This is a genomic window from Flavobacterium sp. PLA-1-15, from assembly GCF_049060005.1.
In the GTDB taxonomy this organism is placed as follows: Bacteria; Bacteroidota; Bacteroidia; order Flavobacteriales; family Flavobacteriaceae; genus Flavobacterium.
On the sequence record NZ_JBMGQS010000002.1, the window covers coordinates 169350 to 194372 of the forward strand.

Sequence of the window (25023 nt, forward strand, 5' to 3'; positions counted from 1 at the left end):
TAAGAATTAAAATTCTTATTTCTTACCATTCTTATACTGCACTTTCTCTACAACTTGAACCTTTGGAGCTGGCTTTTTCTCTCTCGATTTAGGATTTGATGCAGGTTTTTTCTTTGCTAAAGTTTTTGGAGCTCCACTTGATTTTGGTTTATCAGAGAAAAGTCGGGCTTTTACTTCTTCTTTATTTTTATTGATAACGTCCATTGCATTTTTAGGTTCTTCCTTAGTTCCTCTCAAATGAATGATCAATCCGTTTAGGAAATTACGCAATACTTGGTCGCCACATTCCATAAAATTGGGATGGTCTTGGGCTCTGAAAAGCGCATTCAATTCTGGTTTCTCCATACGGAAATCAACCAATGCAAGGATTTCTATTATTTGTTCGTCGCGTAATTGCAGTGCCACGCGAAGTTTCTTGAAAACATCATTATTGTTCATAATCGGTAATTTTGTGTAAAGGTAGCGTTTATTTTAGGTTAAAGGCAATAATAGCGGTTACAACAGCCATTTTATAGCCTCTGCAAAACCTTCGCGCCATAATTTTTCGTTGTGTTCACCCTCTTTTACAATAACCGATTTGTCCAAATGCAGACAATAACATCGGTTTTTATCGAGAAGAATTTCCATCTTTTTTACTTCAGCAACCATTTCGTCGCTTTCCTTGTCGCCACATAGGAAATAAATCTTGGCTTTGATTTTATCAGACTTCTCGGTCATCTCATAAATTTTATCAGAAAACCAGAAAGAAGGGGAGAAGACACCCGCTTTTCCAAATACTTCAGGATATTTCAGTACTGCATAATAGGAAATCAAGCCACCCAAGGAACTTCCGAAAATGATCGTATTTTTGGCTTTGGTCTTGGTTCTATAATTCGAATCGATGTGTGGTTTCAAGGTTTTCACGATAAATTCCAAATAAGCATCACCGTTTCCGCCACCATATTTTTCATTTGGAAAAGGAGTCAGCTCGTCCAAACGTTTTTCATTTCCGTGTTCGATTCCTACCACAATAACTTTAGCTTTCAAGCTGTCCAAAGTTTCATCAACATTCCATTCTCCTACAAAGGATGTCTTCTTGTCAAATAAATTCTGAGCATCGTGCATGTAAATCACAGGATATTTTTTGTTGGAAGTCTTATAATCTTCGGGCAGGTAGAGCCAGATTTTTTTCTTGGTTTTAAGTTGCGGAGCATCAATTACAAAGGTCGAAACATTTTTTGATAATGTGCTTTCCTGTGCATGCAGTTTTAATGTAACCAACAGTATGATGACCGAAAAAAGGAGGAGTCTGAGCATTTGGATTTTGTGTTTTAATATAAAAAGGATATTTTAGCTAAAAATAACAATTTCATGAATACCCATCAGGAAAAAATAAACTTATTAGCCGAAATGATTGCCTTCTCCATTGTTGACGGTCGCTTACACGAAAGAGAATACCAATTTTTGTATCTCGTGGCATGCGAACTGAAGATTGAAAAGGAGGAATTTAATGATTTATTTCACAGAGAGCTTCCTACAAATGTTATCAAGTCTGAGGTGCAAAGAATCCAGCAGTTTTATCGTTTGGCTTTATTGATGTACATCGATGGTGAATTGCATGAAAAAGAAGAAATTGCCATCAAGCAGATTGCCATCAACATGGGGCTGAATCCTGCGGCAACCAAGCGTATTCTTGATCTTATAAAATGCTCGCCCAACAGAATCATCAACCCAAAGGAGTTGTTTGATACCTTTAAGGAACAGCACAACTAAATACTATATTTCAATAATTCCTGATAGGGATTGCCTGCTAATCCTAGGAGTTTGCAAAAAGCAGGTTCGGTTTTATAACCCTCTTCCTTGAGCTTGATGATTTCCTGCCTGAAGCCTTCGCCTTTTGCTTTCAAAATTTCATACTCAACCAGCATGTGCTTGTAACCGTTTTGATGTTCTGAGGGAATGTTTTGCCCAAAGAATTCTATTTCAAAACCATCTTTTACAAAATGTGCCACAACGCTTTCCTCTCCGTCAATAAACGCTTCCCGAAATGAAAAGTCCTTTTCAGAACCAAAATGAAGCAGAACAGCATCTATAAAATCCTGCTTGTTTTCCCAATGGCAAATGATATCCAAATCACTGTTTTCAATGTCGATATCAATCGGAATGGTTCCTACTAGAATAGGATGAAAAACTTCCATTTTTAAAAGGATTTGATTGTTGGTCAACACTTCAAATGCTTTGATTTGTTTGGGAGTTCCCGTTTTTAAATAGTCGATGGTAAGGAAATTCATTAGTATTAGGCGCTATTTCTATTTTTTATCATAATCACTACTTGTACTAGGCCAAATGATGTAAATGTAGTTAGAAAATAAAAAATCAAATTTGAAATTATCGCATCAGATTTAAATTCATAATCACTTCCATATAGAAGTTCTAAAAGACTTCCAGTTCCTGATCCACCAATTATAAGTGCTATGATAGAAATTAAAAAGGAGTATAATATTTTTTCTGCTACGATAAACTTTGGATATGATTGAGGAACTAAGAAGAGGTAAGCAATAATCACGGTCAGAAAATAGATCATATAATGCATATTTTGATCCATTCCTCCTTTTTGAAATGGTGATTCTACCAAAAAAGACCAAACGAAGAGAAATATAAAGATAATTAAAAGTCTAAATTTTAGAAGAATACTTCTCATATATTAAAATTATTACTAGTTTCAGTTTCTCAAAATCTTTTCCATTGCTTTCCCTTTGGCCAATTCATCAATCAGTTTGTCCAGGTAACGGATTTGTTGCATCAATTTGTCCTCAATATCTTCTACACGATAGCCACAAATCACACCTGTAATTTTCGAAACATTTGGATTGATTTGGGCATTTGCGAAAAATGTTTCAAAGCTGGTTTTGTCATCCAATATTGATTGCAACGCTTTCTCATCATACCCTGTCAGCCAAAAAATAATGGCATCTACTTCCTCTTTTGTGCGCCCTTTTTTGACTGCCTTTGCAATGTAATGTGGGTAGACTCCTGCAAAGGACATTTTGAATACTCTCATGTTGTTCATTTCGCTTTTCATACATTTATTTTTAGTTTATAACGGAAGACCTTCGTTTTATAATCTGATAGGTTATTCCTACCAGCGCACCAACTTCACCACCAATATACCCGAAGTTATGGATGGAACCCACAATTAGAAAACTTCTTTTATCTACAATTGAATACGGAAAACAACATGCATCTGTTCCTTTTCCACTATCAAAATAACCAATTACAAAACCAATAATTCCAAATAACAGAGCTACACCAAGTGTAATGAGTATAGAATGGAAAACATATTGGAACATCAATTTATGATTTTTATGAATCAAGCCAACCAAAGATTGAAATATCCCTATAAAAAGGCCTACCCACCAAGTGGCCAAGAATCCAATTAAACCCACAGTGAACCTAGGATTGTTATGTCCCCAATCTTGAAATCCAAATTGCTCAAATTTAAAGACCGTAAAATATTCTGGAGAAATGGAATAGGTTACTTGATCGTGTAGCATTCCATAAATACCCGCTAAAAGCACAGCAATAAAGATGGAAATAATAAAGATTCCTAATTTTTTCATAGTAGTTAAATTAATAAAAATAATCAAACACCTAACTTCCTCTTTCTAAATACCGAAACCAAAAAGTTTACCATATAGAGTGGCTGGGCGATAAACAGGATAAGCAATAATTCAAGTACCAAGGTTGTATTGATCAGCCCATAATACTGTAGCGAAGCAATAGCATTGTCTGTTTTTAATGAAGTATAAAACACCACCATCCAATAGATAATAAAACTCAGCATCAAAATTCCCGTATGCAGGATGGTCATCCATTTGATCATTGGTTTCTTTAGCCACCCGAGTATAAACCAATAGCCCAAACCCAAAAGCGCATAGCAAATGCTGAACAAGATTGCGGCATGCAGGTTGGAGATCACATAGTATGTATCGCCAAAATTTACATCCATCATTTCGCTTTGCCTACTTAAGCCGATGATTAAGATAGCTATGGCTATCATCCAGAAATAGTAGTATACTTTGATTTTATCTAGTTTCATTGTGGGGTAAATTATTAAAAGATATCGTTTTTCAGAACAGGATGAATTTGCAAAAGATTCAAAACCGCTATAATGTTATCCGTTATATTTTAGTGTTCATTTTTATTTCCATAACAGGCAAATACCGACTACAATTAGCCACACACACGTCAAATATCAACTTTTGTTACTTCTACTAAAGTAATAATTTATTTCCTACAATAATATATCTTTAAAGAAATTTCAAAATACTCTCCAATAACTTTAAAGAACCTATTGATCTATCAAAATCACTACTCTGTTGACGTTCCGTAATGGTTCATCGGGGTCTTTTAGACCTTCGATGGGGTATTTAAATCCTCACAAGTAGTTGTGCAACATATATTTTGCGGTTAAGAAACCCGTTGGAGAGGTTATAGGAGGTATAATTTGGGGTTAGACAGCCCTCGGAAAGGGTTGTACAAATCCTTCCGAGGGCTGTCTAACCCCAAGCGACCACTAAAGTAACCCAAGCGACCACTAAAGTACCCCGATCAACCAATAAAGTACCTCGATCAAACATTAAAAAACCCCGAGCGACCACTCCGGGAACCCCGAACGACCTATATAGCACCACAACGGAGGGTTAGAAGAAATCTTTGCTACCGTTTCTCGCCTGTAACTGCTCCGAAAACTTCAGAAACCCTCCAAAAACTCCTTAAAAAACAAGTACAACAAAAAAAGCCTCAAGGAAAATTATAAAATCCTCAAGGCAATATCTTAAAAAATAATAGGGAAATAAAAACCTAAACCAATTGCTCCTGTAACTTCTTGATCTCATCACGCAACTTCGCCGCATGAATAAAGTCCAAGTCCTTCGCCGCCTTTTCCATCGACTTGCGTTTCTCACGGATCATCTTCTCAATATCGCCCTTCGTCATATAAGTAGTATCAGGCTCGGCCGCAACCTTAGCAGTATTGCCCAACTCATAATCCACTAACGGATTTTTTGTAAAAGCACTTTCAATCTTCTTGTTCAGCGCCATCGGAGTCACATTATGCTCCGTATTATAGTTGATTTGCTTCGTACGGCGGTAATTTGTCTCGTCAATCGTTTTCTGCATGCTGTCCGTAATCTTATCAGCATACATGATTGCCTTACCGTTCAAGTTCCTTGCCGCACGTCCGATAGTTTGCGTCAGTGAGCGGTTACTTCTCAAGAAACCTTCCTTATCTGCATCAAGAATCGCAACTAGCGAAACTTCCGGTAAATCCAATCCCTCACGGAGCAAGTTCACCCCAATCAAGACATCAAAAATTCCTCTTCGCAAATCCTGCATAATCTCAATTCGCTCCAAAGTATCCACTTCAGAGTGAATATAACGGCAACGAATACCGACTTTCGTCAAGTATTTCGCCAATTCCTCTGCCATTCTTTTGGTTAGGGTTGTCACCAAAACACGCTCGTCAATCTCCGCACGAACTTGTATTTCCTCAATCAAATCATCAATCTGGTTCAAGCTTGGACGAATTTCAATCACAGGATCCACAAGTCCCGTCGGGCGGATGATTTGCTCCACATAAACACCATCCGTCTTCTGCAATTCATAATCGGCTGGAGTAGCCGAAACATAAATCACCTGGTTCTGCATCGCCTCAAATTCTTCAAATCGTAATGGTCGGTTGTCCATCGCAGCAGGTAATCTGAAGCCATATTCCACCAAGTTTTCCTTTCGAGAACGGTCGCCACCAAACATGGCATGCACTTGGGAAAGCGTCACGTGGCTCTCATCCACGACCATCAAATAATCCTTCGGGAAATAATCCAATAAACAGAAAGGTCGCGTTCCAGGAAGCCTTCCGTCAAGGTAACGGGAATAATTTTCAATCCCAGAGCAATAGCCTAATTCACGTATCATTTCAAGGTCGAAATTGGTACGTTCTTCCAAACGTTTTGCCTCAAGATGCTTTCCAATCTCTTTGAAATAATCCACTTGCTTCACCAAGTCCTGCTGTATTTCCCAAATCGCTCCCTGCAAAACATCAGGCGAAGTCACAAACATATTTGCAGGATAGATATTCAGTTTGTTGTATTTTTCTAAAACCAATGAAGTCTTGGCATCAAAGGCTTCGATCTCTTCAATTTCATCTCCAAAAAAGTGAATCCTGAAAGGTTCATCTCCATAACTAGGAAAAACCTCCACCGTATCTCCTTTTATACGAAAAGTTCCGGGCGTAAACTCTGCTTCTGTCCTAGAATAGAGGCTCTGCACCAATTGATGCAAAAGCTTGGTCCTCGAAATCACCTGGTCTTTTTGTATGGAAATAACATTTTTTTGAAATTCAACAGGATTTCCAATACCATACAAACACGAAACCGAAGCCACAACCAAAACATCACGTCGGCCCGAAAGTAGGGAAGAAGTGGTGCTCAATCGCATCTTTTCAAGTTCTTCATTGATGGACAGATCTTTTTCAATAAAAACACCTGTTACTGGCATAAACGCTTCAGGTTGGTAATAATCATAGTACGAAACAAAGTATTCCACGGCATTATCGGGAAAAAACTGTTTGAACTCCGAATACAATTGTGCGGCAAGTGTCTTGTTGTGTGCCAAAACCAGTGTAGGCCTCTGGATGGATTCGATGACATTGGCAACCGTAAATGTTTTTCCAGAACCGGTCACACCAAGCAACGTCTGGAATTTTTCGCCATCAACGATGCCTTGCGCCAGTTTTTCAATTGCCTGAGGTTGGTCACCTTTTGGTTGATAATCGGATACTATTTGGAATTTCATTTGGGGTAGTTGTATGAAAATTAATTGAAACTTTTTAGGTTTCTACTGGTATGTCTAATTCGTATTATGAAAATAGAATTATCAGTTATTTTGTATGATATTCTATAGGATATATTTCTAAAGCTCTATAATTAGGAGAGTTTGGTAATCGCATTTTATCAATTTCGTAGATTTCCCATCTGTTGCCTAAAATTGTTACTGCATCTACAATTGCATCGATAACTTTGTCTGCGATTGAAAAACTTTTAGATTCTTCAAGAATATGGAAATAGATGTCCTGTAATTGATCTTGAGCAATTTCAGTCCAAACTATCTCTTTTTCCATAAGGCAATTTTTTCCTTGATCGCATCGTGAGAATATATTCTTCCGTTTTCTATATCTTCTTCTGCCTTTAGCAAATCAAAATTATATTGCTTATAATCTTTTTCAGCATCAGAAGACTTGTGGTCTAATATAGTATTCAAGGCTTCAAGAAAAGCATTGTCTTCTATTTCAGAGATTTTCGTAATCAATATTTTTTTTAGTTCAAGAGTATTCATAGTCAAAAATCTTTAATCAAAAATACAAAAAATAATTACGGGCAAAGTTTATAAAAACTTAAAACTTCCAACTCTTCAATTGTTTTTCCGATTGAAAAGTCCATGCTACAATACGGCTCATCTTTTGACCTTGCGCCATTTCAATTGTTTTGATGGTAGCCACATTTACTTTTGCCAAAGTCCTGTAGATGCTTGCCAAATGGGAGTTTTTTGATACCAATGTTGTAAACCAAAGCACCTGCATTGGGTATTTTGCACTTTCGTATGCCATTTGGGTGATGAAACCAAGTTCGCCGCCTTCGCACCATAATTCAGCATTCTGCCCACCGAAGTTGAGCACAGGTTTGGTGGTTTTGGTGTTTTGCAGATTATTGATCTTGCGGATAGTTCCCTTATTGGCTTCTTCTTCCGAACTATGAAACGGCGGATTGCAAAGCGTAAACGCAAACCGATCTTCGGGCTGAATAATATCCTTGAAGATATACCGACTGTTGAGTTGCTGTTGCAGACTGATTGCCTCTTGAAGCGAAGGATTATGGTCGATGATCATGGCACAATTGTCAATCGCTTTTTCATCAATATCCGTTGCTACAAAGCTCCATCCGTAGGCAGAATGTCCAATAATCGGGTAGATGCAATTGGCTCCAACGCCGATGTCCAACCCAAAAACGGTATCGCCTTGCGGGATAACCTCGTTGTTGTTTTCAGCCAATAAATCAGCCAGATAGTGGATATAGTCGGCTCTTCCGGGAATAGGAGGACAGAGGTAGTTTTTAGGGATATCCCAGTTTTGAATGCTGTATTCGCTTATCAAAATAGCATTGTTCAAAGCCTTTACAGCCTCTGGATTACTGAAATCAATACTTTCTATATCAAACTCATTGATAAATACAAAAGGTTTCAAAGCGGGAGAAGCCTTTATCAGTGTTGCAAAATCATATCTAAAACGGTGCGGGTTTCTCGGATGTAATGCTTTCTTTTCGTTTGTTATCGTGGGTTTCATCGTGCTCATTTTCAAGGCAAAGATACGCTTTACTAACGATTAGCAGAGGGTTTTGTTATTGAATGGTTCTCTTCTAAACTTTCTAAGGTGATTTTAAAGATATCTAAAAGAGAATTCAAGGTTTCAATTGACTTAATTTCTCCCTTTGCAAAAAAGGAAAGCTCAAAACCTGTAGTTTTCTCTCCCCAAATTCCTTTGTAATTTGATATCTGAAAATTAAACTCAGCTTCTTTTTCGATTAGACTTCTTAAAGTTGAATTCTGTAAAAGCTTCTTTAATTTGAATTCATTATTGGCTTTTAGAATGAACTTTTTATCAAACTCTTTTATTCTGATTTCAATATCTTGTGCACCGAAAAACTTCTCGACGGATCGGACAATTCCGTTATTGTAGATTTCGAATTTAAAACTATCCCTCGAATCAATAGGAACGAAGATTCTAGTAAACCTTTGGTTAAATTTTCCTGAATACAAATCATAATAGTCAAATACAATATCCCAATTTTTATAATTGACTATTGTTCCGTCTAGTTTTCCATATCGGCCTGAAAAAAAAGTTCCTCCAGTTGATTCTGAAAAGTGCTTCCAAGTATCTTCATTTCTGCCAAATAAATTTATCATTCTTGTGAATTGTGATATTGTTAAAGTTTGATGAAAATGTAACTTTGTGAGAATGCCTTTGTAAGTTTTATTTATAAATGTTAAGCGTCTAGGAGATTATTGATTTTGGCATATTGAAGCAACATAATGGTTTTGGCATCGATAATTTCTCCAGTGGCAATCATCTCATAAGCCTTGTCAAAAGGAAGCTCCAAAACTTCGATGTTTTCCTGTTCGGTATCTACTCCGCCGCCTTCGCTTATTTTCATCTCGTTGGAATATTCGCCTGTAAAGAAATGAATGATTTCCGTTACTGATCCAGGAGACATATAGGCTTCGAATATCTTCTTTACATCACTTATCTCATATCCTGTTTCTTCTTCCGTTTCCCGCTTGATGCAATCTTCGGGATTTTCTTTTTCCAAAAGTCCGGCACAAGCTTCAATCAAAAAGCCAGTTGGGTTATCGTTCAGGTAAGTTGGCAGGCGAAATTGCTTGATCAGGATGATGTTCTTGCTTTTCTTGTTGTATAGGAAAATCACAGCTCCATTTCCTCTGTCGTACACTTCTCTTTTGTGAATTTGTACTTTTCCGTCTGGGGTTTCATAATCAAAGGTAACTTTGGTAAGTGTTGCCCAGTTTTTGGAAAGGAGTTCGGTATTTTTGATTTTAATTTTCGTATTACTCATTGTTGTATAGTTAGATTTGAATCAGATTAAATCGATGCATTCCATCATCAATAGATCGCCTTTTTGGTGTGTGATGGAAACGATTCCGTCTTCTTTTACGGAATTGCTACTTCCAGTACGATAACCCATCGTGAGGGTGTCGTTATGTAGAGGATATAGTAAATTTTCTGAATGTATGCCTGAAACGACACCAATCGGAATCAGTGAAATGTTTGTGTTAGCAGTATACCATTTCTGAAAATTTCGTGGTAATTGAAATACTTTTGAATAATCGTCGAGGATTACAATCTTAATCAAATCCTTAAACCGAACAATATTTGTAATGTTGGTAATCGTGTGATCGGCTCTTCTTCCGGTTGCCCAAACTACGTTTACAGCAGGAATTTTTCTTTCAATTAAATAGTCTATTGCTTTTTCGAGGTCGGTTTTGTCTTGGTCGGGAGTATGGACAATTTCTATTGGATATTGCAACTCTTCGTATTTCTTTGTATCGAAATTCCGGTCGAAATCGCCTAAAAGTACATCTACTTTTATATCAAGTTGCATCACCCGTTCGATGGCTGAATCCAAGACAATCACAAGTGGCGACCATTCTAGAAGTTGTCCTAATAATTCGGAACTGCAAGATGCACCGTTGGCAATGATTAAGGCAGGTTCTTGGTCGTCGCGAACGATGTGGTGTGAAGACATTTGATTTTTGATTTTAGATTTCAGATTTGCTCGTAAAGATAAATAAACTTTGGGTTTTTGATATATTTAATCTGTAGCTAAAGCCACACGTGGCCTGATAATTTAAAATAGGGTAGAACCCTATCAAATAGTAATTCAGTTTTCGCCCTGAAAGGGCAATATATTTTAGCATAGGGTGAAGCCCTATTAAACGATTATGCGTTTCTATAGGTTTAGCCCGGATGGTAATGAAAACAAAATCTTGCAATAAATCTAGTTTTGTTATCCTGCAAGAGCGACCAACGGAAGCTCCTTGCGGGATTTACAAAACTTTTTATGGCAAGATTTTTTTGTAATGGACAGCCGGAATTGCTTCAAAAAATTATCTTATCAACGAAAAATGTCCTTTCATTTCTTTTCCGTCTTTGAAATTGGCTTTGTACCAATAGTCGGTTGCAGGAAGCATGTTTCCGTTGAAAGTTCCATCCCAGCTGGCATTTCTTTCGTCTAGGTAAATAATCAATGCGCCTTGACGATCGAAAATGGCAATTTTTACTTTTGGAACCATAGAAAGGCCTTCAATTTGGTAGATGTCGTTGAAGCCATCGCCGTTAGGGGTGAAGAATTTTGGAAGTATGATTAGGTCGAAACGTTGAGTACCTCTACCACATCTGTTTCTCACAAAAGCGGTTCTTACACCACCGGTAACACCATAAAAAATATTTGAATCTTGGTAATCTATTCCATCAAGTGCGTATTCGTAATCTCCAGTTGTAGTGGTGGTTATCGTTACGGTTCTGTGGTCGATAATGATTTGGTCGATTATAGGGATTAACGTTTCTGTTACAATCACAGTTCGAACTGCTGAGCATCCAACGGTGTTGGTAACTGTTACAGTATATGTTCCTGCTGAAGTCACTCGGATGGTTTTGGTGGTTTCTCCAGTGCTCCACAGATAGTCAACACCGTCGATTTCGGCACTGATGTTTACAAAACCATCTTCGCAAAAAGTAGCCGTACCATCCGTTACAATTGGAGTTTCGCGTATGTTGAAACTGACTGCAGTTCGAGTGTCGCTTACGCAAGTTGCATTTGGAACAAAAGCTTCGGCATAATAAGTTCCTTCGATTGTTGGAGTAAAAGTGGTGCTGTTGGCTTGCAACAAGTTTCCACCTGTTAGCACATCAAACCAATTGACTTGTTCGCCAGTGGCGGGCGTTACGGACAAAGCAGGAATTGGATCTCCTTCGCAAATATCGACATTACCGTTACTTGTTGGTGCAACAGGTTTTGGAACAACAGTTACTGTGAAAACTTCAGAAACGGTAAAACAAAATGGATTTGCCAGATTGGCTACATCTTCGGCTACTTTTACCCTGAAAAATTTAGTTGCTGTGATAGTTGGAACATAATTATCGGTAGTTTCACCAGCAATGTCGGTCCAAGTAATGTTATCATTGCTTTCTTGCCATTGATAAACATTCAAATTGGTCCCTTCGGAAAACACATTCAAATTGATATTGGTTGGCAATTGGTCTTGGCAAGTTGTAAAGGATGAAACATTGTCGGGACCAGTGGCTATAAGTGTAAAATCTCCACAAGAACGGAACATAATATCGTCAATGGCCAAATCGTTTCCGCAACCTCCCACACCGTTGTTTTTCATCTTTAAAACTACAGAAGTTTGTCCGCCTAAAGTGGTAAAGGTTAATCCGAATTGTTCCCAGATCGGTGAAGGAGTTCCATTGATATCACCTGTGTTACCAGATTTTAGCAATGTCGTTTCGGTAGCATCCCAAATTTCAAACGTTACGTTGATTGGAATTCCGGTTCCGGGACACGCTCCAACCGAAGCTGAGTTATAAATATTCATCAGCCAAGCGGTAAATTCAAATGTGGTGTTGACACACAATCCGGTTACGGTTCGTTTATAAAATTCACCCGAAGTAAAACTCGCATTTACAATCAGCGATTTTCCGTTTGTGTCTCCCGGAGTATGGTCTTTTGTATTGTGCCAGGAATTATTAAGGTTTATTTGGGATGATAATGTGTAATCGCCATCATTTGGAGTTCCTGACACATAATTATACGAAGTAGTTCCTGCAGGTAATTGAGGCCCAAAACCTGTTCCACTGCCAAAATCTTCCGTAAAGATGGGCAATCCTTTACTGCCTAAACAAAAGCCCAACTGGCCATAGGAGAGATTGGATGTGAGTACTAAAAATAAAAAAGCAACAATTACTTTCGAGGTTTTTTCCATATGATGTATAACAGCTTAAGAGCAAAAAGACGACCCTGAAAGTCGTCTTTTTTGATATTTATTTTTTTTAATTCTGAATTACAGTAATTTAGCCAAAGCGTTGTTTAAAGTTTCACTTGGTCGCATTGCCTTATCCGTCAATTTGAAATCTGGTTTGTAGTAACCTCCAATTTCTTGGTGTTTACCCTGTGAACCAATTAATTCTTCGTTGATTTTTGCTTCGTTATCTGTCAATTCTTTTGCAATAGGAGCGAAAATAGCTTTCAATTCAGCATCTTTATCTTGTGAGGCCAAAGCTTGAGCCCAATATAGCGCAATGTAAAAATGTGAACCTCTGTTGTCAATTTCACCTACTTTTCTTGCAGGAGATTTATCATTCTCTAAAAATTTCTCGTTTGCTTGGTCCAATGTTTCGGATAAAACCAATGCTTTAGAATTATTCAAAGATTGACCCAAATGCTCCAAAGAAACACCCAAAGCCAAGAATTCTCCAAGAGAATCCCAACGTAGGTAACCTTCTTCGATAAATTGCTCTACGTGTTTCGGTGCAGAACCACCAGCTCCTGTTTCGAACAATCCGCCACCGTTCATCAATGGAACGATAGAAAGCATTTTTGCAGAAGTTCCTAATTCTAAAATAGGGAAGAGGTCGGTCAAATAATCGCGTAATACATTTCCAGTTACAGAGATTGTATCCTTACCATCTTTGATTCTTTCCAAAGAAAAATTCGTAGCTTCAATAGGATTTAAGATTCTGATATCCAAACCACTTGTGTCATGTTCTTTCAAGTAAAGGTTTACCTTTTCGATCAACTGTCTGTCGTGTGCTCTGTTTTCATCCAACCAGAAAACGGCAGGAGTATCAGATAATCTCGCTCTGTTCACGGCCAGTTTTACCCAGTCCTGGATCGGAGCATCTTTTACTTGGCACATTCTGAAAATATCGCCTTTTTCTACTTTCTGTTCTGTAAGGATTTCACCTTTCGAGTTGGTTACTTTTACACTTCCATCCGCATCCATTTGGAAGGTTTTGTCGTGCGAACCATACTCTTCGGCTGCTTGTGCCATCAAACCAACGTTTGGTACACTTCCCATGGTTTTTGGGTCGAAAGCACCGTGTTTTTTGCAGAAATCAATCGTTGCTACATAAACTCCGGCATACGAGCGGTCTGGGATAATCGCTTTTGTATCTTGACCTTTTCCGTCCTTGTTCCACATTTGTCCAGAAGTACGAATCATGGCAGGCATTGAAGCATCTACAATTACATCCGAAGGAACGTGTAGATTCGTGATTCCTTTATCTGAATTTACCATTGCCAGAGCAGGTGCATTTGCATAAACATCATTTATAGCAGATTCTACTTCTGCTTGTTGAGGATGTCCTGCGATTTTTGCATACACATCGCCAAAACCATTTTTAGTGTTTACACCCAATTCGGCGAAAAGTGTTGCATATTTTTCAAATACAGGAGCAAAGAAAACGTCCACAATTGCACCAAAGATAATCGGGTCGGAAACCTTCATCATCGTTGCTTTCAAGTGAACTGAGAACAAAACGCCTTTTACTTTTGCATCTTCAATTTCTTTTGCGATAAATTTCTTTAAGGCATTTACGCTCAAAACAGCGCTATCGATAATTTCGCCTGCTTTTAGAGGAGAAGTGTCTTTTAATAATTTTGAAGTGCCATCAGTTCCAACGAATTCGATTTTGAAAGTATCAGCGTCTTTAATAGTAACCGATTTTTCACTTCCGTAAAAATCACCTTCGCTCATCGAAGCAACATGTGTTTTTGAATCAGCACTCCAAGCACCCATTGAATGCGGATGTTTTTTAGCATAGTTTTTTACTGCTTTTGGAGCTCTTCTGTCGGAGTTTCCTTCACGTAAAACCGGATTCACAGCCGAACCCAAGACCTTTGCATATTTTGCCTTGATGGCTTTTTCTTCGTCTGTTTGTGGATTTTCCGGCAATTCAGGCAAGTTGTAACCCAATTTTTGCAATTCCTTGATTACCTCTTTCAATTGCGGTACCGAAGCAGAAATGTTAGGCAATTTGATGATATTCGCCTCGGGAGTTTTAGCCAATTCGCCAAGTTCCAATAAATCGTTCTTGATTCTTTGGTTTTCATTCAAAAATTCTGGAAAGTTTGCGATAACTCTTCCCGCCAAAGAAATGTCTCTGGTTTCCACAGCAATTCCCGCAGGAGCCGTAAAAGATTGAACAATAGGAAGGAAAGAATGAGTGGCTAACATTGGAGCTTCGTCCGTGATGGTGTAAAAAATCTTTGCTTTATTTGACATTGTATAAAAGTTTGTTTGCTATTTTGTAAGGGTTACAAATATAATAAAACGAGTGCGAATTTCAGAATCAGAACGCTACGAAAACGTTTGATTTGTGAATATGGCAATTTATGGTTTAATAAATGACAAATCAGCAATTTGGACTGCAATTTACTGCAGCATTTGATTTTTTAAGGAGCGAAAGGTAGGGCAGAGAATAATCCATATTCCCGCTTTCCGTTCCAATCTTTTTTGAATTGCCTTGGGTTTAAACCCAAGGCAATTCAAAAAAGGATTTCCACTACAATCGGGGCTAGAAGGCCAATCATTTAGCCAAACGTGTGGAAAATGATTGGCCTTTTAGCCCTGATGGAGCCATTGTTTGAGCTCTTGAGCCTGCCTCAAAAGCAGGCTCAAAGCGAGTGGCTCCAGCAGGAATATGGATTATTCTCAGCCGGAACGATTCGCTTCTAAAATATAAAACAAAAAAAATCCCGACTCAAATGAATCGGGATTTTTATAAGTAAGCGACAATGAATTATCTTCTTTTGTCTTTGATTTTTGCTTTTTTACCAGTAAGTTCTCTGAAGTAGAAAATTCTAGCTCTACGAACTGCACCTTTTTTGTTGATTTCAACTTTCTGCAAAGCTGGCAAGTTTACTGGGAAGATACGCTCTACACCAACTGCTCCAGACATTTTACGGATTGTGAAAGTTTCTGTGTTTCCAGAACCTCTTCTTTGGATTACAACTCCTTTGAAGAACTGAGTTCTTGTTTTTTCACCCTCTTTAATTTCGTAGTAAACTGTGATTGTGTCTCCAGCTCCGAATACAGGGAAATCTTTTCTTGTTACGAATTCGTCTTGAACAAATTTCATTAAATCTGCCATTTTATTTCTAATTTATGGTTTAAATCAAATCAACATTCACGGTTTTCGCCAGAGGTTAATTCAATGAGGGTGCAAAAATAGAAAATATTTTGAATTTTAAATGATAAATTTTAAATTATTTCGGCACAAGTCATTTATAATTTAAAATTCATCATTCAAAATAATAACCTACTCGTTATCAAGTAAATCCGGTCTTCTGTTTTTTGTATGTTCATAAGCCATATCCTCACGCCATTTATCGATTTTAGCAAAATGTCCGCTGGTTAAAACCTCTGGAACTTTCCAGCCTTTGTAATCGGCTGGTCGTGTATAGATTGGTCCAGATAGCAAATTATCCTGAAAACTATCCGTTAAAGCAGAAGTTTCATCACTTAAAACACCAGGAATCAAACGTATTAATGCATCAGATAAAACCAATGCACCTAATTCGCCACCACTCAAAACATAATCACCAATTGAAATTTCCTTTGTAATGAAATGGTCGCGAACGCGTTGGTCAACACCTTTATAATGTCCACATAAAATGATGATATTTTCGTACATCGACATCGTATTGGCCATTTTTTGGTTCAGCGTTTCGCCATCGGGTGTCATGTAGATGATTTCGTCGTAGGTTCTTTCGCTTTTCAGTTTTGTGATGCAATCGTCGATTGGTTGTACCATCATGACCATTCCGGCTCCACCGCCAAATTGATAATCGTCGACACTTTTTTGTTTGTTGGTCGTATAATCACGCAAATTATGGAAATGAACTTCCACCAATCCTTTGTCGATGGCACGTTTCATAATGGATGCCTCAAACGGACTTCGTAATAATTCGGGTAAGATGGTAATGATGTCGATTCTCATAATTTGTTTTGAAAGTGCAAAGGTACAAAGTTATTTCTTATGGATTTGTTGACCACAAAGAAGCCGATTTCAACATGGCTCGTCTTGGCAATTGCAAACTGGCTACAACCAATTCTGCAAAATCATCTGGTTGCAAAACAGAATCTTCGGAATCTTTGCTTGCGATTCCTAATTCGATTGACATATCCGATGCAATTGTACTTGGAGTTAAAGTGCAAACACGGATGTTGTTTTTTCGTACTTCTTTCATCAAGGCCTCCGAAAGTCCAATTACCGCAAATTTTGAAGCAGAATAAGCTGAAGTTCCAGCATTTCCTGTAAGTCCAGCGGTTGATGAAATGTTGATGATATCGCCTTGATTTTTCTCGATTAAGAAAGGAAGAACTTCTCGCGTTACATAATACATTCCCATGACATTGGTTTGGATAATGTCGTTCCATTTTTCGGGACTCATTTCTAGAAAGGTTCCGAAAGAGGCAATCCCAGCGTTGTTTACTAAGATGTCTACGGTTCCGAATGTGTTCAAAATACGTTTGATGGCAGATTGTACTTCCTGCTGATTGGCTACGTCAAACTTTTCATAGATGGCATTCACACCGTATGATTTTAATTCAGAAACCGTGTCGATTAAGTTCTGCTCATTTCGGCCTGTGATGGCAACGTCTATTCCTTCTTTAGCGAAAGCGATGGCTGTGGCTTTTCCCAAACCTTTTCCACCGCCCGTTATGATTGCTTTTTTGCCTGATAAAATTTCCATTTTGTATTTGATTTTAAAAATACAAATTTAAGTGTATCGGATGTTTTAGCGTTTAGGTTTATGTGAAATTTATGAATTTACTTACGTTAAATTATTGTTGGATTCAGATGGCATAAAAATTAAGTATAGTATTTTTGCAGCATGAATTTATCCAATACCAAAGTCCTGTTTATGGCGGCATGTACGGGATTAATCGTTGCCAATTTATACTATTGTCAACCATTAATTGTACTGATTGCCGAAGAGTTTAAAATTACAGAAACAAAAGCCGGTACAATTGCCTATCTTACCCAAGCCGGCTACGCGATTGGTTTGTTTTTTATGGTGCCTTTGGGCGATAAGATCGAACGTAAAAAACAGATTTTAATTACCACTTTTGCTTCGATTATTGCCTTGATCATTGCAGCAACAGCTAAAAGTTTTTTAGTTTTGGAAATTGCTTCGTTCCTAATTGGGGCAACTTCCATAGTACCGCAATTAATTTTGCCTCTGGCCGCGTCTTTAAGTCAACCTGAAAAAAGAGGAAAAGTGGTAGGAATCATTATGAGTGGTTTGCTCGTTGGAATTTTATTGTCTAGAACATTAAGTGGCTTTATTGGAGAAATTTTGGGGTGGCGTTCGATGTTTTGGATTGCAGGTGGAATTTGTCTGCTTTTGTTTTTTGTCATTCAAAAACAATTTCCTTATAACAAACCAAACTTTCAGGGTTCTTATGGAAAATTAATTGAATCCCTTTTTACACTTATAAAAACACAGCCACTTTTACGAGAAGCCACATTAATCAATATGTTTTGCTTTGCACAATTCGGAGCATTTTGGACCACAATGGTTTTATTGCTTTCGAAAGAACCCTTTTCATTCAATTCAGCAACGATTGGACTTTTCGGGATTATTGGTGCTTCGGGAGCTTTGGCGGCACCATTGGTTGGTAAATTAGGCGATAAAGGAAATTCAAGAGTGGCAGTTGGTTATGGTTGCTTGATGATGTTAGCGAGTTTCATCATTTTTTATTTTTCAGAAACTAGTATTATCGGAATAGTTATCGGGATTATCTTGATTGATATCGGATTGCAAGGCGTTCATATTTCCAATCAAACCCGTGTATATTCACTCCTTCCCGAAGCAAGAAACAGGATGAATACCGTTTATATGTCGTTTAGTTTCTTAGGAACTGCATTAGGTTCTGCCTACGGATTATTCCTGTGGAAAATAGGCGAGTGGCAGGCTGTTACTTTGGGTTGCATCCTTTTGGCGGTATTGGCACTAACAGTTTATGACTCACGTATCAGTCGAAATCTAAACGAATAAAGGCTGAATCAATAAAGAATTAATTCGTAAATTTGCACTTCAATTTTAATAAACAAACAATGGAAAACGGAATATATGCTAAATTCAATACTCCAAAAGGATCGATTTTAGTTAAACTTACACACGATTTGACTCCAGGAACAGTAGGTAACTTTGTAGCTTTGGCAGAAGGAAACCTTGAAAATAAAGCAAAACCACAAGGAACTCCTTATTATAACGGATTGAATTTTCACCGTGTAATTCCAGATTTTATGATTCAAGGAGGTTGTCCTCTTGGAACTGGAACGGGAGATCCAGGTTATAAATTTGATGATGAATTCCACCCAACGTTAAAACATAACCGTCCAGGAGTTTTGGCTATGGCGAATTCTGGACCTGGAACAAACGGTTCTCAATTTTACATTACACACATCCCAACGGATTGGTTGGATAATAAGCATACAGTTTTCGGTCATGTTGTTGAAGGACAAGATGTGGTAGATACTGTTGCTCAAGGCGATGCTTTAGAAAGTGTTGAAATCTTGAGAGTTGGAGCTGAGGCTGAAAAATGGAATGCAGTGGAAGCTTTCAGAACTTTTGAAGGGTCTCGTGCAAAACGTGAAGCGGCTGAAAGAGAAGCGGCCGAAGCAAAAATGGAAGAATTGGCGGCTGGTTTTGATAAAACAGAAAGCGGATTGCGTTATAAAATGATCCAAAAAGGTAATGGTAAGAAAGCGGAAAATGGTAAAACGGTTTCTGTTCACTATTCGGGACAATTAGAAAACGGAAAAGTTTTTGATTCATCTTACACAAGAAAAAAACCAATTGAATTTCCATTAGGAAGAGGGAATGTAATCGAAGGATGGGACGAAGGAATCGCGTTGTTGCAAGTAGGTGATAAAGCGCGTTTTGTAATTCCATCGCATTTAGGATATGGTTCTCGCGGAGCTGGTGGAGTGATTCCTCCAAACGCAACCTTGATTTTTGATGTTGAATTGATGGACGTTAAATAAGAAATTCATAGAGCGATTTGCTTGTTTTGAATTTTTATAAATAGAATCCCAACGATAGTTTTATTGTTGGGATTTTTTACATTTACGGCAGTAATCAAAAAACCAAAAATGAAATCAAAAATTATTGTAATTGCTTTAGCGTCGATTTTAATGTCTTCCTGCAAAACAAAAAAAGCAACAATTGAAAAAGAAGTTCCCGTAAAAGAACAAATAACGGAAGTAATAACGGTTGTGGAAGAAAAGCCTGTCGCACTGTTATCTCCAGTTGCTGATAATCCTGAAACTATAAAATTGGCTTCCACTTATGACGGTGGTGGTTTGTATAAAAACAACTGTGCCAACTGTCATAAACTCTACAAAGCTGAAGATTTTTCTAGAGAAGACTGGGTGCCAATTATGAAAAGAATGCAAAAAAAAGCAAGAATTTCGGATGCCGAAACATTAGCGATTTATAATTATTTAGCTGTTCAAACCAATTAAAGCATAAGCATCCGCCCAATGGCGGATGTTTTTTTATTGGAACAATTTTTGAAATCGACACTTTATAAATCGTAATTTTGCATTCAAATAATTTTCCATGCGTTATCTTTTAATTTTTCTATTTCTGATTACTTTTTCGGCGAAAGCCCAACAACACTGCGGTTATGACTTTTCGTCTTATATTGTTTTGCATATCCATGAAGATGGAAAATCAGAAAACATTCATAACTTGAAAGTAACCCTTGTTGACAGTGTAGGCAATGATGTTGTGAATGTCAACAACAAATACAGCTGGAACAAAAGCGGTCAGATCATGAAATTTTATGAAAATTATAAAATTGATAACGACGGCAAGAAAATAGAAAACACTCCCGAAAATCAAAAGGCAAAATGGTTTTTTCCCTTTTCAAAAGACACTTACTTATTGTCTGTAACCAATGATTTTCCGGCTGATAATATGAGGGTTAAGATAGAGGATGTTTCTGAAAAACCTCAATATGAAACCGAAATTATTCAGCTTTATGCCTTCAATATGTACATTTTATGTACTACTCAGGTACAGCAAAAGGCCCAACAATTTGGACCTCGTGCTAATAAACCTGTAAATATTGTATTGAAGAAGAAATAATTTACTCAATTCTAAAACCGTCCGGAATTACTACTCCTTTTTTCACCACGATAATTCCTTCCTTAATGGTATATAAAGGTGTGTTGGCGTCCTCAAGATGTTTTCCGCCATTTAGATACACATCATTTCCAATTCGGCAGTTTTTATCAACAATGGTATTGTTGATGTAGCAACGTTTTCCAATTCCAATATTGGCCACATCATTGAGATTATTGGCGTAAATTTCTTCGAGATTCTGATAAAAATCACTTCCCATCAAATAGGAATTTTTAATTACAGAACCTTCGTCAATCCTTGTTCTGATCCCAATTACAGAATGTTCAATTTTCGATGAATTGATGATGCAACCCTCGGCAATTACGGTTTTATTGAAAGATGTAACCCCAGTAATTTTAGAAGGAGGCAAAACCCTTGCACGTGTAAAAATCTTGCTCGATTCATCAAATAAATTGAATTTTGGAATGTCATCTGTCAAGCCCAAATTGGCTTCAAAAAACGAATCAATGTTTCCAATATCGGTCCAATAACCTTCGTATTGGTAGCTTAATATTTTTTGATTCCCAATAGCTTGCGGAATAATTTCCTTGCCGAAATCCTTCGTTTCAGGATTCGACATCAATTTAACAAGCAAATCTCTGTTGAAGATGTAAATACCCATCGAAGCCAGGTAATGTTTGCCTTCGCTCGCCATTTCTTCACTTACTTCGGATGTCCATTCGGGTAATAATTCCTTGGCTGGTTTTTCTATAAATGAAGTAATAAAATTATCTGAATCTGTTTTTAAGATCCCAAATTCTGGAGCTTCCTTAGCGCTTACAGGTAAAGTTGCGATGGAAATGGAAGCGCCACTTTCGTGATGTGCATCAATCATTTCATTGAAATTCATCTGATACAATTGATCGCCCGAAAGAATCAAGGCATAATCAAATTCGTGGTTCAGAAAATGTTGCATACATTGGCGAACCGCATCCGCCGTACCTTGAAACCAAGTCGGATTGTCCGGAGTTTGCTCGGCCGCTAAAATATCTACAAATGCATTACTGAAATAACTAAAATGATAGGTATTCTTTATATGCTGATTCAAAGAAGCCGAATTGAACTGCGTCAAGACAAACATTCTTGTTATTTCTGAATTGATGCAATTGGATATGGGAATATCAACCAATCGATATTTTCCCGCGATTGGAACTGCTGGCTTTGAACGGCTTTCTGTTAAAGGCGCTAATCTAGAACCTTGACCACCACCTAAAATGATGGCTAAAACACTCTTTTTCATAGATTTAATTTGTTATTGATTGGTAAACACTGATATATTCTTCTGCAACTTTGTCCCACGAATGGTCAATTTGCATGACTATTTTTCTAACGGAATCAAATTTTTCACGATCGTTGAACAAATCAATTCCTCTTGTAATGGAATGATTTACATCGTAAACACTCACGTTATCGTGGCAAATTCCAAATCCTCCATCTCCTATATCCCAAACAGTATCTTTTAATCCGCCCGTTCTTCTGACAATTGGAATCGTGCCGTAACGCATGGCGTACATTTGATTCAGACCGCAAGGTTCAACACGAGAAGGCATCAAAAGGAAATCGGCACCGGCATAAATAATGTGGGCCAGTTTTTCATTATAACCAATGTAAGCATTATAATTTCCTGGATAAAAATACTTCAATCCGTCAAGGCTATTTTCCAGTTGTTTGTCGCCAGAACCGAGCATCAAAATATTGATTTCACCGGGATTTCTGCTCAAAGCAGTACTGCAAATTTCAGGTAGCAAATCGGCACCTTTTTCGCCAACCAATCTTCCAATAAAGGTGAATAAAGGTTTATTGATGTCGAGATTAAATTGCTCACAGATGAATTGTTTGTTTTTTTGTTTTCCGGTTTTAAAATTCTTCACGTTGAAATTGGAAGTCAGCATTTCATCGGTTTTCGGATTCCAAACCTCAGTATCAATTCCGTTTAAAATTCCGATGGATTTTGGGCGTTCATAACGAAGGAGACTTTCCAAACCATTCGCATTGTTGCTGATTTCATCCAAATAACTCGGAGAAACCGTAGTCACTTTCCAAGCACACTTTATAGCTGAAGCCAAAGGATTGACGATACCATTCCATTCCAAAAAGCCTAGTTTAGACTGATGAAATTCAGGTAAATAATGCAATTTATCAAAACCAAACCAACCTTGATATTGCCCATTATGGATGGTCAGGACGGTTGGCGTGTTTTTCAAATGATGATAATTGAAGCAATTTTGTACCATAAAAGGAATCAATCCGGTATGGTGGTCGTGGCAATGTAAAATATCAGGATTCTGATTCGTTTCGGTCAGCCAATTCAAAAAAGCAATCTGAAAGGCGGTAAAACGTTCGGTGTCGTCATCATAAGAATAAACATTCGGTCGGTCAAACAATTCTGGAATGGCAATCAAGTACAATTCAAAACCTAATTTATTTGTTTTTTCTCTGAAAACGGTATAATTAAAATGAAACCAACCCAATTTCAATTTTCCTTGATGGATGGTATCAAATTCATTTTCATTGGTAAATTTATTGTCGTAACCCGGAACTACAACTTTAGCGTTATGTCCGAGATTTTTTTGGTATTTTGGTAACGCACCCACAACATCGGCCAGACCGCCAACTTTAGCAACGGGGTAACATTCGGCACTTATATGGTATATTTCCATCTTTATAAAATTATTTCCATTTGATATTACAGCCTAAACTAGGTTTCTGTGTTTCGGCAATAGTTCTGTTATAAATCACGCCATCAATAGCATTTCGCAAATCGCTTCCGCTTAAAGGAATTCCATTTCCGGGACGGGAATCATCCAATTGACCTCGATAAAATAATTTATTTTGAGCATCAAAAAGATAAAAATCGGGTGTGCAAGCGGCGTCAAAAGCTTTTGCAACATCTTGACTTTCATCATATAAATAAGGAAAATCAATTCGGTTTTCAAAAGCAAATTCGCGCATCAATTCTGGCCCATCTTGTGGATATTTTTGAGCATCATTACTCGAAATGGCCATTATTCCCAATCCTTGAACACGATAATCGTTTGCAATCATTAGAATTTCCTCCAAAACATGGTGCACAAACGGGCAATGGTTGCAAATAAACATTACCAAAGTTCCCTTGCTTCCTTTTAAATCTTCAAATGAATAATGATAATTGGAATTGGTGTCTTTGAGTTTGAATGCAGGTGCCGGAGTTCCGAGCGGTAACATGTTGGAAGGCGTTCTTGCCATTTATAAAAGATTGAATTTTAGCTTACTATTTCTCTGATACAACTTTGAACTTTAATGTTGTAAAAATGTTAGTTTTTGTTTCTAAATATAATAAAAATATTAGAAATTTGAATTATGAATATTTAATATTAATAATAAAAAATTGAATAAAATATGCAATCTGAAATAACTTGGGCAGATTTTGAGAAAGTAGAAATGTTAGTAGGGACAATTATTGGAGTAAACGATTTTCCGGAGGCCAGAAAACCGGCATTTCAATTGACAATTGATTTTGGAAATGTGATTGGAATCCGAAAAACATCGGCCCAAATTACAAAACGCTATGCGAAGGAAGATTTGCTAAATAGGCAAATAATTTCGGTTGTAAATTTTCCAAAAAAACAGATTGGAAAATTTATGAGTGAATGTTTGGTTCTTGGAGCGGTAGGAGCCGAAGGTGACGTGGTTTTATTGAGTCCAGATTTTAAAGTAGAAAATGGACTGAGGATTGGATAATAAAAAAGCCTGAAGGTTAATTCAGGCTTTATATATTGTTTTTCAGTTATTAAATATCGTCAAAATCGATATCTGTGAAACTACTAACAGATGGTTCTGCAACCTGTTGTGCTTCTGGTTTCTGATTGTATTCGTTGAAAAATTCTCTTTTGAAATCTTTCTGGTGTCTTTCAGAAATTACTTCTTCGCCTTTATGGTTCAAAACATACGAAGTCATTTCTTCTAAGATTTCAGCGAAAGCGGCAAAATCTTCCTTGTACAGATAAATCTTGTGTTTTTTGAAGTGGAAAGAACCATCTTCTTCCGTAAATTTTTTACTTTCGGTAATTGTGATATAATAATCATCAGCCTTTGTAGCTCTAACATCAAAGAAGTAAGTTCTTCTTCCTGCTCTTAAAACTTTAGAAAAAATTTCTTCTTTCTCTAACATATCATTTTCTCTCATAATCCTTCTTTCAAATTTATTTTGGGTTGTGTTTTGTAGAACTCA

28 protein-coding genes and 1 pseudogene are annotated in these 25023 nt (G+C 37.4%); 6 read left to right on the forward strand and 23 right to left on the reverse strand.

All coding sequences use genetic code 11. The features are described from left to right. Nucleotides 1–15 precede the first annotated feature (15 nt). Together ACI6PS_RS02890 and ACI6PS_RS02895 are read right to left on the reverse strand one after the other, a co-directional pair. Nucleotides 16–438 carry a DUF1456 family protein gene (locus ACI6PS_RS02890; protein ID WP_421011046.1) on the reverse strand — a complete coding sequence of 141 codons (423 nt, stop codon included), beginning with the start codon at nucleotides 436–438 and terminating at the stop codon, nucleotides 16–18. Nucleotides 439–495: 57 nt separating this feature from the next. Beyond that, a complete protein-coding gene (locus ACI6PS_RS02895) occupies nucleotides 496–1296 on the reverse strand; it encodes an alpha/beta hydrolase (protein WP_421011047.1) in 801 nt (266 codons plus the stop codon). Nucleotides 1297–1350: 54 nt separating this feature from the next. Between ACI6PS_RS02895 and ACI6PS_RS02900 the strand changes: the two genes are divergently transcribed. Then, complete coding sequence (locus tag ACI6PS_RS02900) at nucleotides 1351–1752, forward strand: excinuclease ABC subunit B (RefSeq protein WP_421011048.1); 402 nt, start codon at nucleotides 1351–1353, stop codon at nucleotides 1750–1752. On the opposite strand, the gene ACI6PS_RS02905 is transcribed toward ACI6PS_RS02900, so the two are convergent. The 17 genes from ACI6PS_RS02905 to ACI6PS_RS02985 form a co-directional block, all read right to left on the reverse strand. Then, nucleotides 1749–2270, reverse strand: coding sequence for a DUF4269 domain-containing protein (locus ACI6PS_RS02905; RefSeq protein ID WP_421011049.1), 522 nt, complete (start codon nucleotides 2268–2270; stop codon nucleotides 1749–1751). The genes ACI6PS_RS02900 and ACI6PS_RS02905 overlap by 4 nt on opposite strands. Before the next feature lie 5 nt (nucleotides 2271–2275). Then, nucleotides 2276–2680 carry a hypothetical protein gene (locus tag ACI6PS_RS02910; protein ID WP_421011050.1) on the reverse strand — a complete coding sequence of 135 codons (405 nt, stop codon included), beginning with the start codon at nucleotides 2678–2680 and terminating at the stop codon, nucleotides 2276–2278. 21 nt (nucleotides 2681–2701) lie between these two features. Beyond that, nucleotides 2702–3061: a DUF2200 domain-containing protein gene (locus ACI6PS_RS02915; RefSeq protein WP_421011051.1), complete on the reverse strand. Its 360-nt coding sequence runs from the start codon at nucleotides 3059–3061 to the stop codon at nucleotides 2702–2704. A 10-nt stretch (nucleotides 3062–3071) separates the two neighbouring features. After that, entirely contained in the window at nucleotides 3072–3599 is a 528-nt protein-coding gene (locus ACI6PS_RS02920; RefSeq protein ID WP_421011052.1) for a hypothetical protein, read from the reverse strand. Between the two features lie 23 nt (nucleotides 3600–3622). Continuing rightward, nucleotides 3623–4078 (reverse strand): hypothetical protein, encoded by a 456-nt coding sequence (locus tag ACI6PS_RS02925; protein WP_421011053.1) that lies wholly within the window; start codon nucleotides 4076–4078, stop codon nucleotides 3623–3625. Between the two features lie 764 nt (nucleotides 4079–4842). Then, nucleotides 4843–6834, reverse strand: a complete 1992-nt coding sequence (gene uvrB / locus ACI6PS_RS02930; protein ID WP_421011054.1) for an excinuclease ABC subunit UvrB — start codon at nucleotides 6832–6834, stop codon at nucleotides 4843–4845. Between the two features lie 85 nt (nucleotides 6835–6919). Beyond that, complete coding sequence (locus ACI6PS_RS02935; protein WP_421011055.1) at nucleotides 6920–7159, reverse strand: type II toxin-antitoxin system RelE/ParE family toxin; 240 nt, start codon at nucleotides 7157–7159, stop codon at nucleotides 6920–6922. After that, entirely contained in the window at nucleotides 7144–7374 is a 231-nt protein-coding gene (locus ACI6PS_RS02940) for a hypothetical protein (protein ID WP_421011056.1), read from the reverse strand. Before ACI6PS_RS02940 ends, ACI6PS_RS02935 begins: the two co-directional genes overlap by 16 nt. 58 nt (nucleotides 7375–7432) lie before the next feature. Continuing rightward, a complete protein-coding gene (gene rlmF, locus ACI6PS_RS02945) occupies nucleotides 7433–8377 on the reverse strand; it encodes a 23S rRNA (adenine(1618)-N(6))-methyltransferase RlmF (RefSeq protein ID WP_421011057.1) in 945 nt (314 codons plus the stop codon). A gap of 32 nt (nucleotides 8378–8409) precedes the next feature. Next, complete coding sequence (locus ACI6PS_RS02950) at nucleotides 8410–8997, reverse strand: hypothetical protein (RefSeq protein ID WP_421011058.1); 588 nt, start codon at nucleotides 8995–8997, stop codon at nucleotides 8410–8412. Between the two features lie 80 nt (nucleotides 8998–9077). After that, nucleotides 9078–9665 (reverse strand): GDP-mannose pyrophosphatase NudK, encoded by a 588-nt coding sequence (nudK, locus tag ACI6PS_RS02955; RefSeq protein ID WP_421011059.1) that lies wholly within the window; start codon nucleotides 9663–9665, stop codon nucleotides 9078–9080. A 21-nt stretch (nucleotides 9666–9686) separates the two neighbouring features. Further along, nucleotides 9687–10355: a thiamine diphosphokinase gene (locus ACI6PS_RS02960; protein WP_421011060.1), complete on the reverse strand. Its 669-nt coding sequence runs from the start codon at nucleotides 10353–10355 to the stop codon at nucleotides 9687–9689. A gap of 361 nt (nucleotides 10356–10716) precedes the next feature. Next, nucleotides 10717–12594: a T9SS type B sorting domain-containing protein gene (locus ACI6PS_RS02965; RefSeq protein ID WP_421011061.1), complete on the reverse strand. Its 1878-nt coding sequence runs from the start codon at nucleotides 12592–12594 to the stop codon at nucleotides 10717–10719. 78 nt (nucleotides 12595–12672) lie between these two features. Further along, nucleotides 12673–14895, reverse strand: coding sequence for an NADP-dependent isocitrate dehydrogenase (locus tag ACI6PS_RS02970; protein WP_421011062.1), 2223 nt, complete (start codon nucleotides 14893–14895; stop codon nucleotides 12673–12675). 517 nt (nucleotides 14896–15412) lie between these two features. Beyond that, complete coding sequence (gene rplS, locus ACI6PS_RS02975) at nucleotides 15413–15763, reverse strand: 50S ribosomal protein L19 (RefSeq protein WP_026705646.1); 351 nt, start codon at nucleotides 15761–15763, stop codon at nucleotides 15413–15415. Between the two features lie 168 nt (nucleotides 15764–15931). Beyond that, nucleotides 15932–16612 (reverse strand): tRNA (guanosine(37)-N1)-methyltransferase TrmD, encoded by a 681-nt coding sequence (gene trmD, locus ACI6PS_RS02980; protein WP_421011063.1) that lies wholly within the window; start codon nucleotides 16610–16612, stop codon nucleotides 15932–15934. 37 nt (nucleotides 16613–16649) lie between these two features. After that, on the reverse strand, nucleotides 16650–17369 hold the full coding sequence (locus ACI6PS_RS02985) for a 3-ketoacyl-ACP reductase (RefSeq protein WP_421011064.1): 720 nt from the start codon (nucleotides 17367–17369) through the stop codon (nucleotides 16650–16652). Between the two features lie 141 nt (nucleotides 17370–17510). On the opposite strand from ACI6PS_RS02985, the pseudogene ACI6PS_RS02990 reads away from it, so the two are divergent. The 4 genes and pseudogenes from ACI6PS_RS02990 to ACI6PS_RS03005 all read left to right on the forward strand — a co-directional run bounded on the left by ACI6PS_RS02990 (nucleotide 17511) and on the right by ACI6PS_RS03005 (nucleotide 20777). Continuing rightward, nucleotides 17511–18700 (forward strand): annotated as a pseudogene (locus ACI6PS_RS02990) (MFS transporter). Nucleotides 18701–18736: 36 nt separating this feature from the next. Continuing rightward, nucleotides 18737–19669 carry a peptidylprolyl isomerase gene (locus tag ACI6PS_RS02995; protein ID WP_421011065.1) on the forward strand — a complete coding sequence of 311 codons (933 nt, stop codon included), beginning with the start codon at nucleotides 18737–18739 and terminating at the stop codon, nucleotides 19667–19669. 108 nt (nucleotides 19670–19777) lie between these two features. Then, nucleotides 19778–20149: a hypothetical protein gene (locus tag ACI6PS_RS03000; protein ID WP_421011066.1), complete on the forward strand. Its 372-nt coding sequence runs from the start codon at nucleotides 19778–19780 to the stop codon at nucleotides 20147–20149. A gap of 97 nt (nucleotides 20150–20246) precedes the next feature. Continuing rightward, on the forward strand, nucleotides 20247–20777 hold the full coding sequence (locus ACI6PS_RS03005) for a hypothetical protein (RefSeq protein WP_421011067.1): 531 nt from the start codon (nucleotides 20247–20249) through the stop codon (nucleotides 20775–20777). A 1-nt stretch (nucleotide 20778) separates the two neighbouring features. Here ACI6PS_RS03005 and ACI6PS_RS03010 read toward each other — a convergent pair whose 3' ends face one another. Genes ACI6PS_RS03010 through ACI6PS_RS03020 form a run of 3 tightly spaced genes read right to left on the reverse strand, consistent with a single transcriptional unit; the run spans nucleotide 20779 to nucleotide 24038 of the window. Continuing rightward, on the reverse strand, nucleotides 20779–22062 hold the full coding sequence (locus ACI6PS_RS03010) for a glucose-1-phosphate adenylyltransferase (RefSeq protein WP_421011111.1): 1284 nt from the start codon (nucleotides 22060–22062) through the stop codon (nucleotides 20779–20781). Continuing rightward, complete coding sequence (locus ACI6PS_RS03015) at nucleotides 22058–23473, reverse strand: glycogen synthase (protein WP_421011068.1); 1416 nt, start codon at nucleotides 23471–23473, stop codon at nucleotides 22058–22060. Before ACI6PS_RS03015 ends, ACI6PS_RS03010 begins: the two co-directional genes overlap by 5 nt. A gap of 10 nt (nucleotides 23474–23483) precedes the next feature. Beyond that, nucleotides 23484–24038, reverse strand: a complete 555-nt coding sequence (locus ACI6PS_RS03020) for a thioredoxin family protein (RefSeq protein WP_421011069.1) — start codon at nucleotides 24036–24038, stop codon at nucleotides 23484–23486. 153 nt (nucleotides 24039–24191) lie between these two features. Here ACI6PS_RS03020 and ACI6PS_RS03025 point away from each other — a divergent pair, with 153 nt between their 5' ends. Then, a complete protein-coding gene (locus tag ACI6PS_RS03025) occupies nucleotides 24192–24533 on the forward strand; it encodes a tRNA-binding protein (RefSeq protein WP_421011070.1) in 342 nt (113 codons plus the stop codon). Nucleotides 24534–24582: 49 nt separating this feature from the next. Here the strand turns inward: ACI6PS_RS03025 and ACI6PS_RS03030 are convergent, their stop codons facing one another. After that, on the reverse strand, nucleotides 24583–24978 hold the full coding sequence (locus ACI6PS_RS03030) for a PUR family DNA/RNA-binding protein (protein ID WP_421011071.1): 396 nt from the start codon (nucleotides 24976–24978) through the stop codon (nucleotides 24583–24585). Nucleotides 24979–25023 lie beyond the last annotated feature (45 nt).

Coding starts and splice junctions, on each gene's coding strand:
- ACI6PS_RS02940 (WP_421011056.1), bottom strand. CDS start 7,374: ATGAATACTCTTGAACTAAAAAAAATATTGATTACGAAAATCTCTGAA.
- ACI6PS_RS03005 (WP_421011067.1), top strand. CDS start 20,247: ATGCGTTATCTTTTAATTTTTCTATTTCTGATTACTTTTTCGGCGAAA.
- ACI6PS_RS02900 (WP_421011048.1), top strand. CDS start 1,351: ATGAATACCCATCAGGAAAAAATAAACTTATTAGCCGAAATGATTGCC.
- trmD (WP_421011063.1), bottom strand. CDS start 16,612: ATGAGAATCGACATCATTACCATCTTACCCGAATTATTACGAAGTCCG.
- ACI6PS_RS02965 (WP_421011061.1), bottom strand. CDS start 12,594: ATGGAAAAAACCTCGAAAGTAATTGTTGCTTTTTTATTTTTAGTACTC.
- uvrB (WP_421011054.1), bottom strand. CDS start 6,834: ATGAAATTCCAAATAGTATCCGATTATCAACCAAAAGGTGACCAACCT.
- rlmF (WP_421011057.1), bottom strand. CDS start 8,377: ATGAAACCCACGATAACAAACGAAAAGAAAGCATTACATCCGAGAAAC.
- ACI6PS_RS02925 (WP_421011053.1), bottom strand. CDS start 4,078: ATGAAACTAGATAAAATCAAAGTATACTACTATTTCTGGATGATAGCC.
- ACI6PS_RS02970 (WP_421011062.1), bottom strand. CDS start 14,895: ATGTCAAATAAAGCAAAGATTTTTTACACCATCACGGACGAAGCTCCA.
- ACI6PS_RS02895 (WP_421011047.1), bottom strand. CDS start 1,296: ATGCTCAGACTCCTCCTTTTTTCGGTCATCATACTGTTGGTTACATTA.
- rplS (WP_026705646.1), bottom strand. CDS start 15,763: ATGGCAGATTTAATGAAATTTGTTCAAGACGAATTCGTAACAAGAAAA.
- ACI6PS_RS03015 (WP_421011068.1), bottom strand. CDS start 23,473: ATGGAAATATACCATATAAGTGCCGAATGTTACCCCGTTGCTAAAGTT.
- ACI6PS_RS03020 (WP_421011069.1), bottom strand. CDS start 24,038: ATGGCAAGAACGCCTTCCAACATGTTACCGCTCGGAACTCCGGCACCT.
- ACI6PS_RS03000 (WP_421011066.1), top strand. CDS start 19,778: ATGAAATCAAAAATTATTGTAATTGCTTTAGCGTCGATTTTAATGTCT.
- ACI6PS_RS02890 (WP_421011046.1), bottom strand. CDS start 438: ATGAACAATAATGATGTTTTCAAGAAACTTCGCGTGGCACTGCAATTA.
- ACI6PS_RS03025 (WP_421011070.1), top strand. CDS start 24,192: ATGCAATCTGAAATAACTTGGGCAGATTTTGAGAAAGTAGAAATGTTA.
- ACI6PS_RS02905 (WP_421011049.1), bottom strand. CDS start 2,270: ATGAATTTCCTTACCATCGACTATTTAAAAACGGGAACTCCCAAACAA.
- ACI6PS_RS02935 (WP_421011055.1), bottom strand. CDS start 7,159: ATGGAAAAAGAGATAGTTTGGACTGAAATTGCTCAAGATCAATTACAG.
- ACI6PS_RS03030 (WP_421011071.1), bottom strand. CDS start 24,978: ATGAGAGAAAATGATATGTTAGAGAAAGAAGAAATTTTTTCTAAAGTT.
- ACI6PS_RS02920 (WP_421011052.1), bottom strand. CDS start 3,599: ATGAAAAAATTAGGAATCTTTATTATTTCCATCTTTATTGCTGTGCTT.
- ACI6PS_RS02985 (WP_421011064.1), bottom strand. CDS start 17,369: ATGGAAATTTTATCAGGCAAAAAAGCAATCATAACGGGCGGTGGAAAA.
- ACI6PS_RS02915 (WP_421011051.1), bottom strand. CDS start 3,061: ATGAAAAGCGAAATGAACAACATGAGAGTATTCAAAATGTCCTTTGCA.
- nudK (WP_421011059.1), bottom strand. CDS start 9,665: ATGAGTAATACGAAAATTAAAATCAAAAATACCGAACTCCTTTCCAAA.
- ACI6PS_RS02910 (WP_421011050.1), bottom strand. CDS start 2,680: ATGAGAAGTATTCTTCTAAAATTTAGACTTTTAATTATCTTTATATTT.
- ACI6PS_RS02960 (WP_421011060.1), bottom strand. CDS start 10,355: ATGTCTTCACACCACATCGTTCGCGACGACCAAGAACCTGCCTTAATC.
- ACI6PS_RS02995 (WP_421011065.1), top strand. CDS start 18,737: ATGGAAAACGGAATATATGCTAAATTCAATACTCCAAAAGGATCGATT.
- ACI6PS_RS02950 (WP_421011058.1), bottom strand. CDS start 8,997: ATGATAAATTTATTTGGCAGAAATGAAGATACTTGGAAGCACTTTTCA.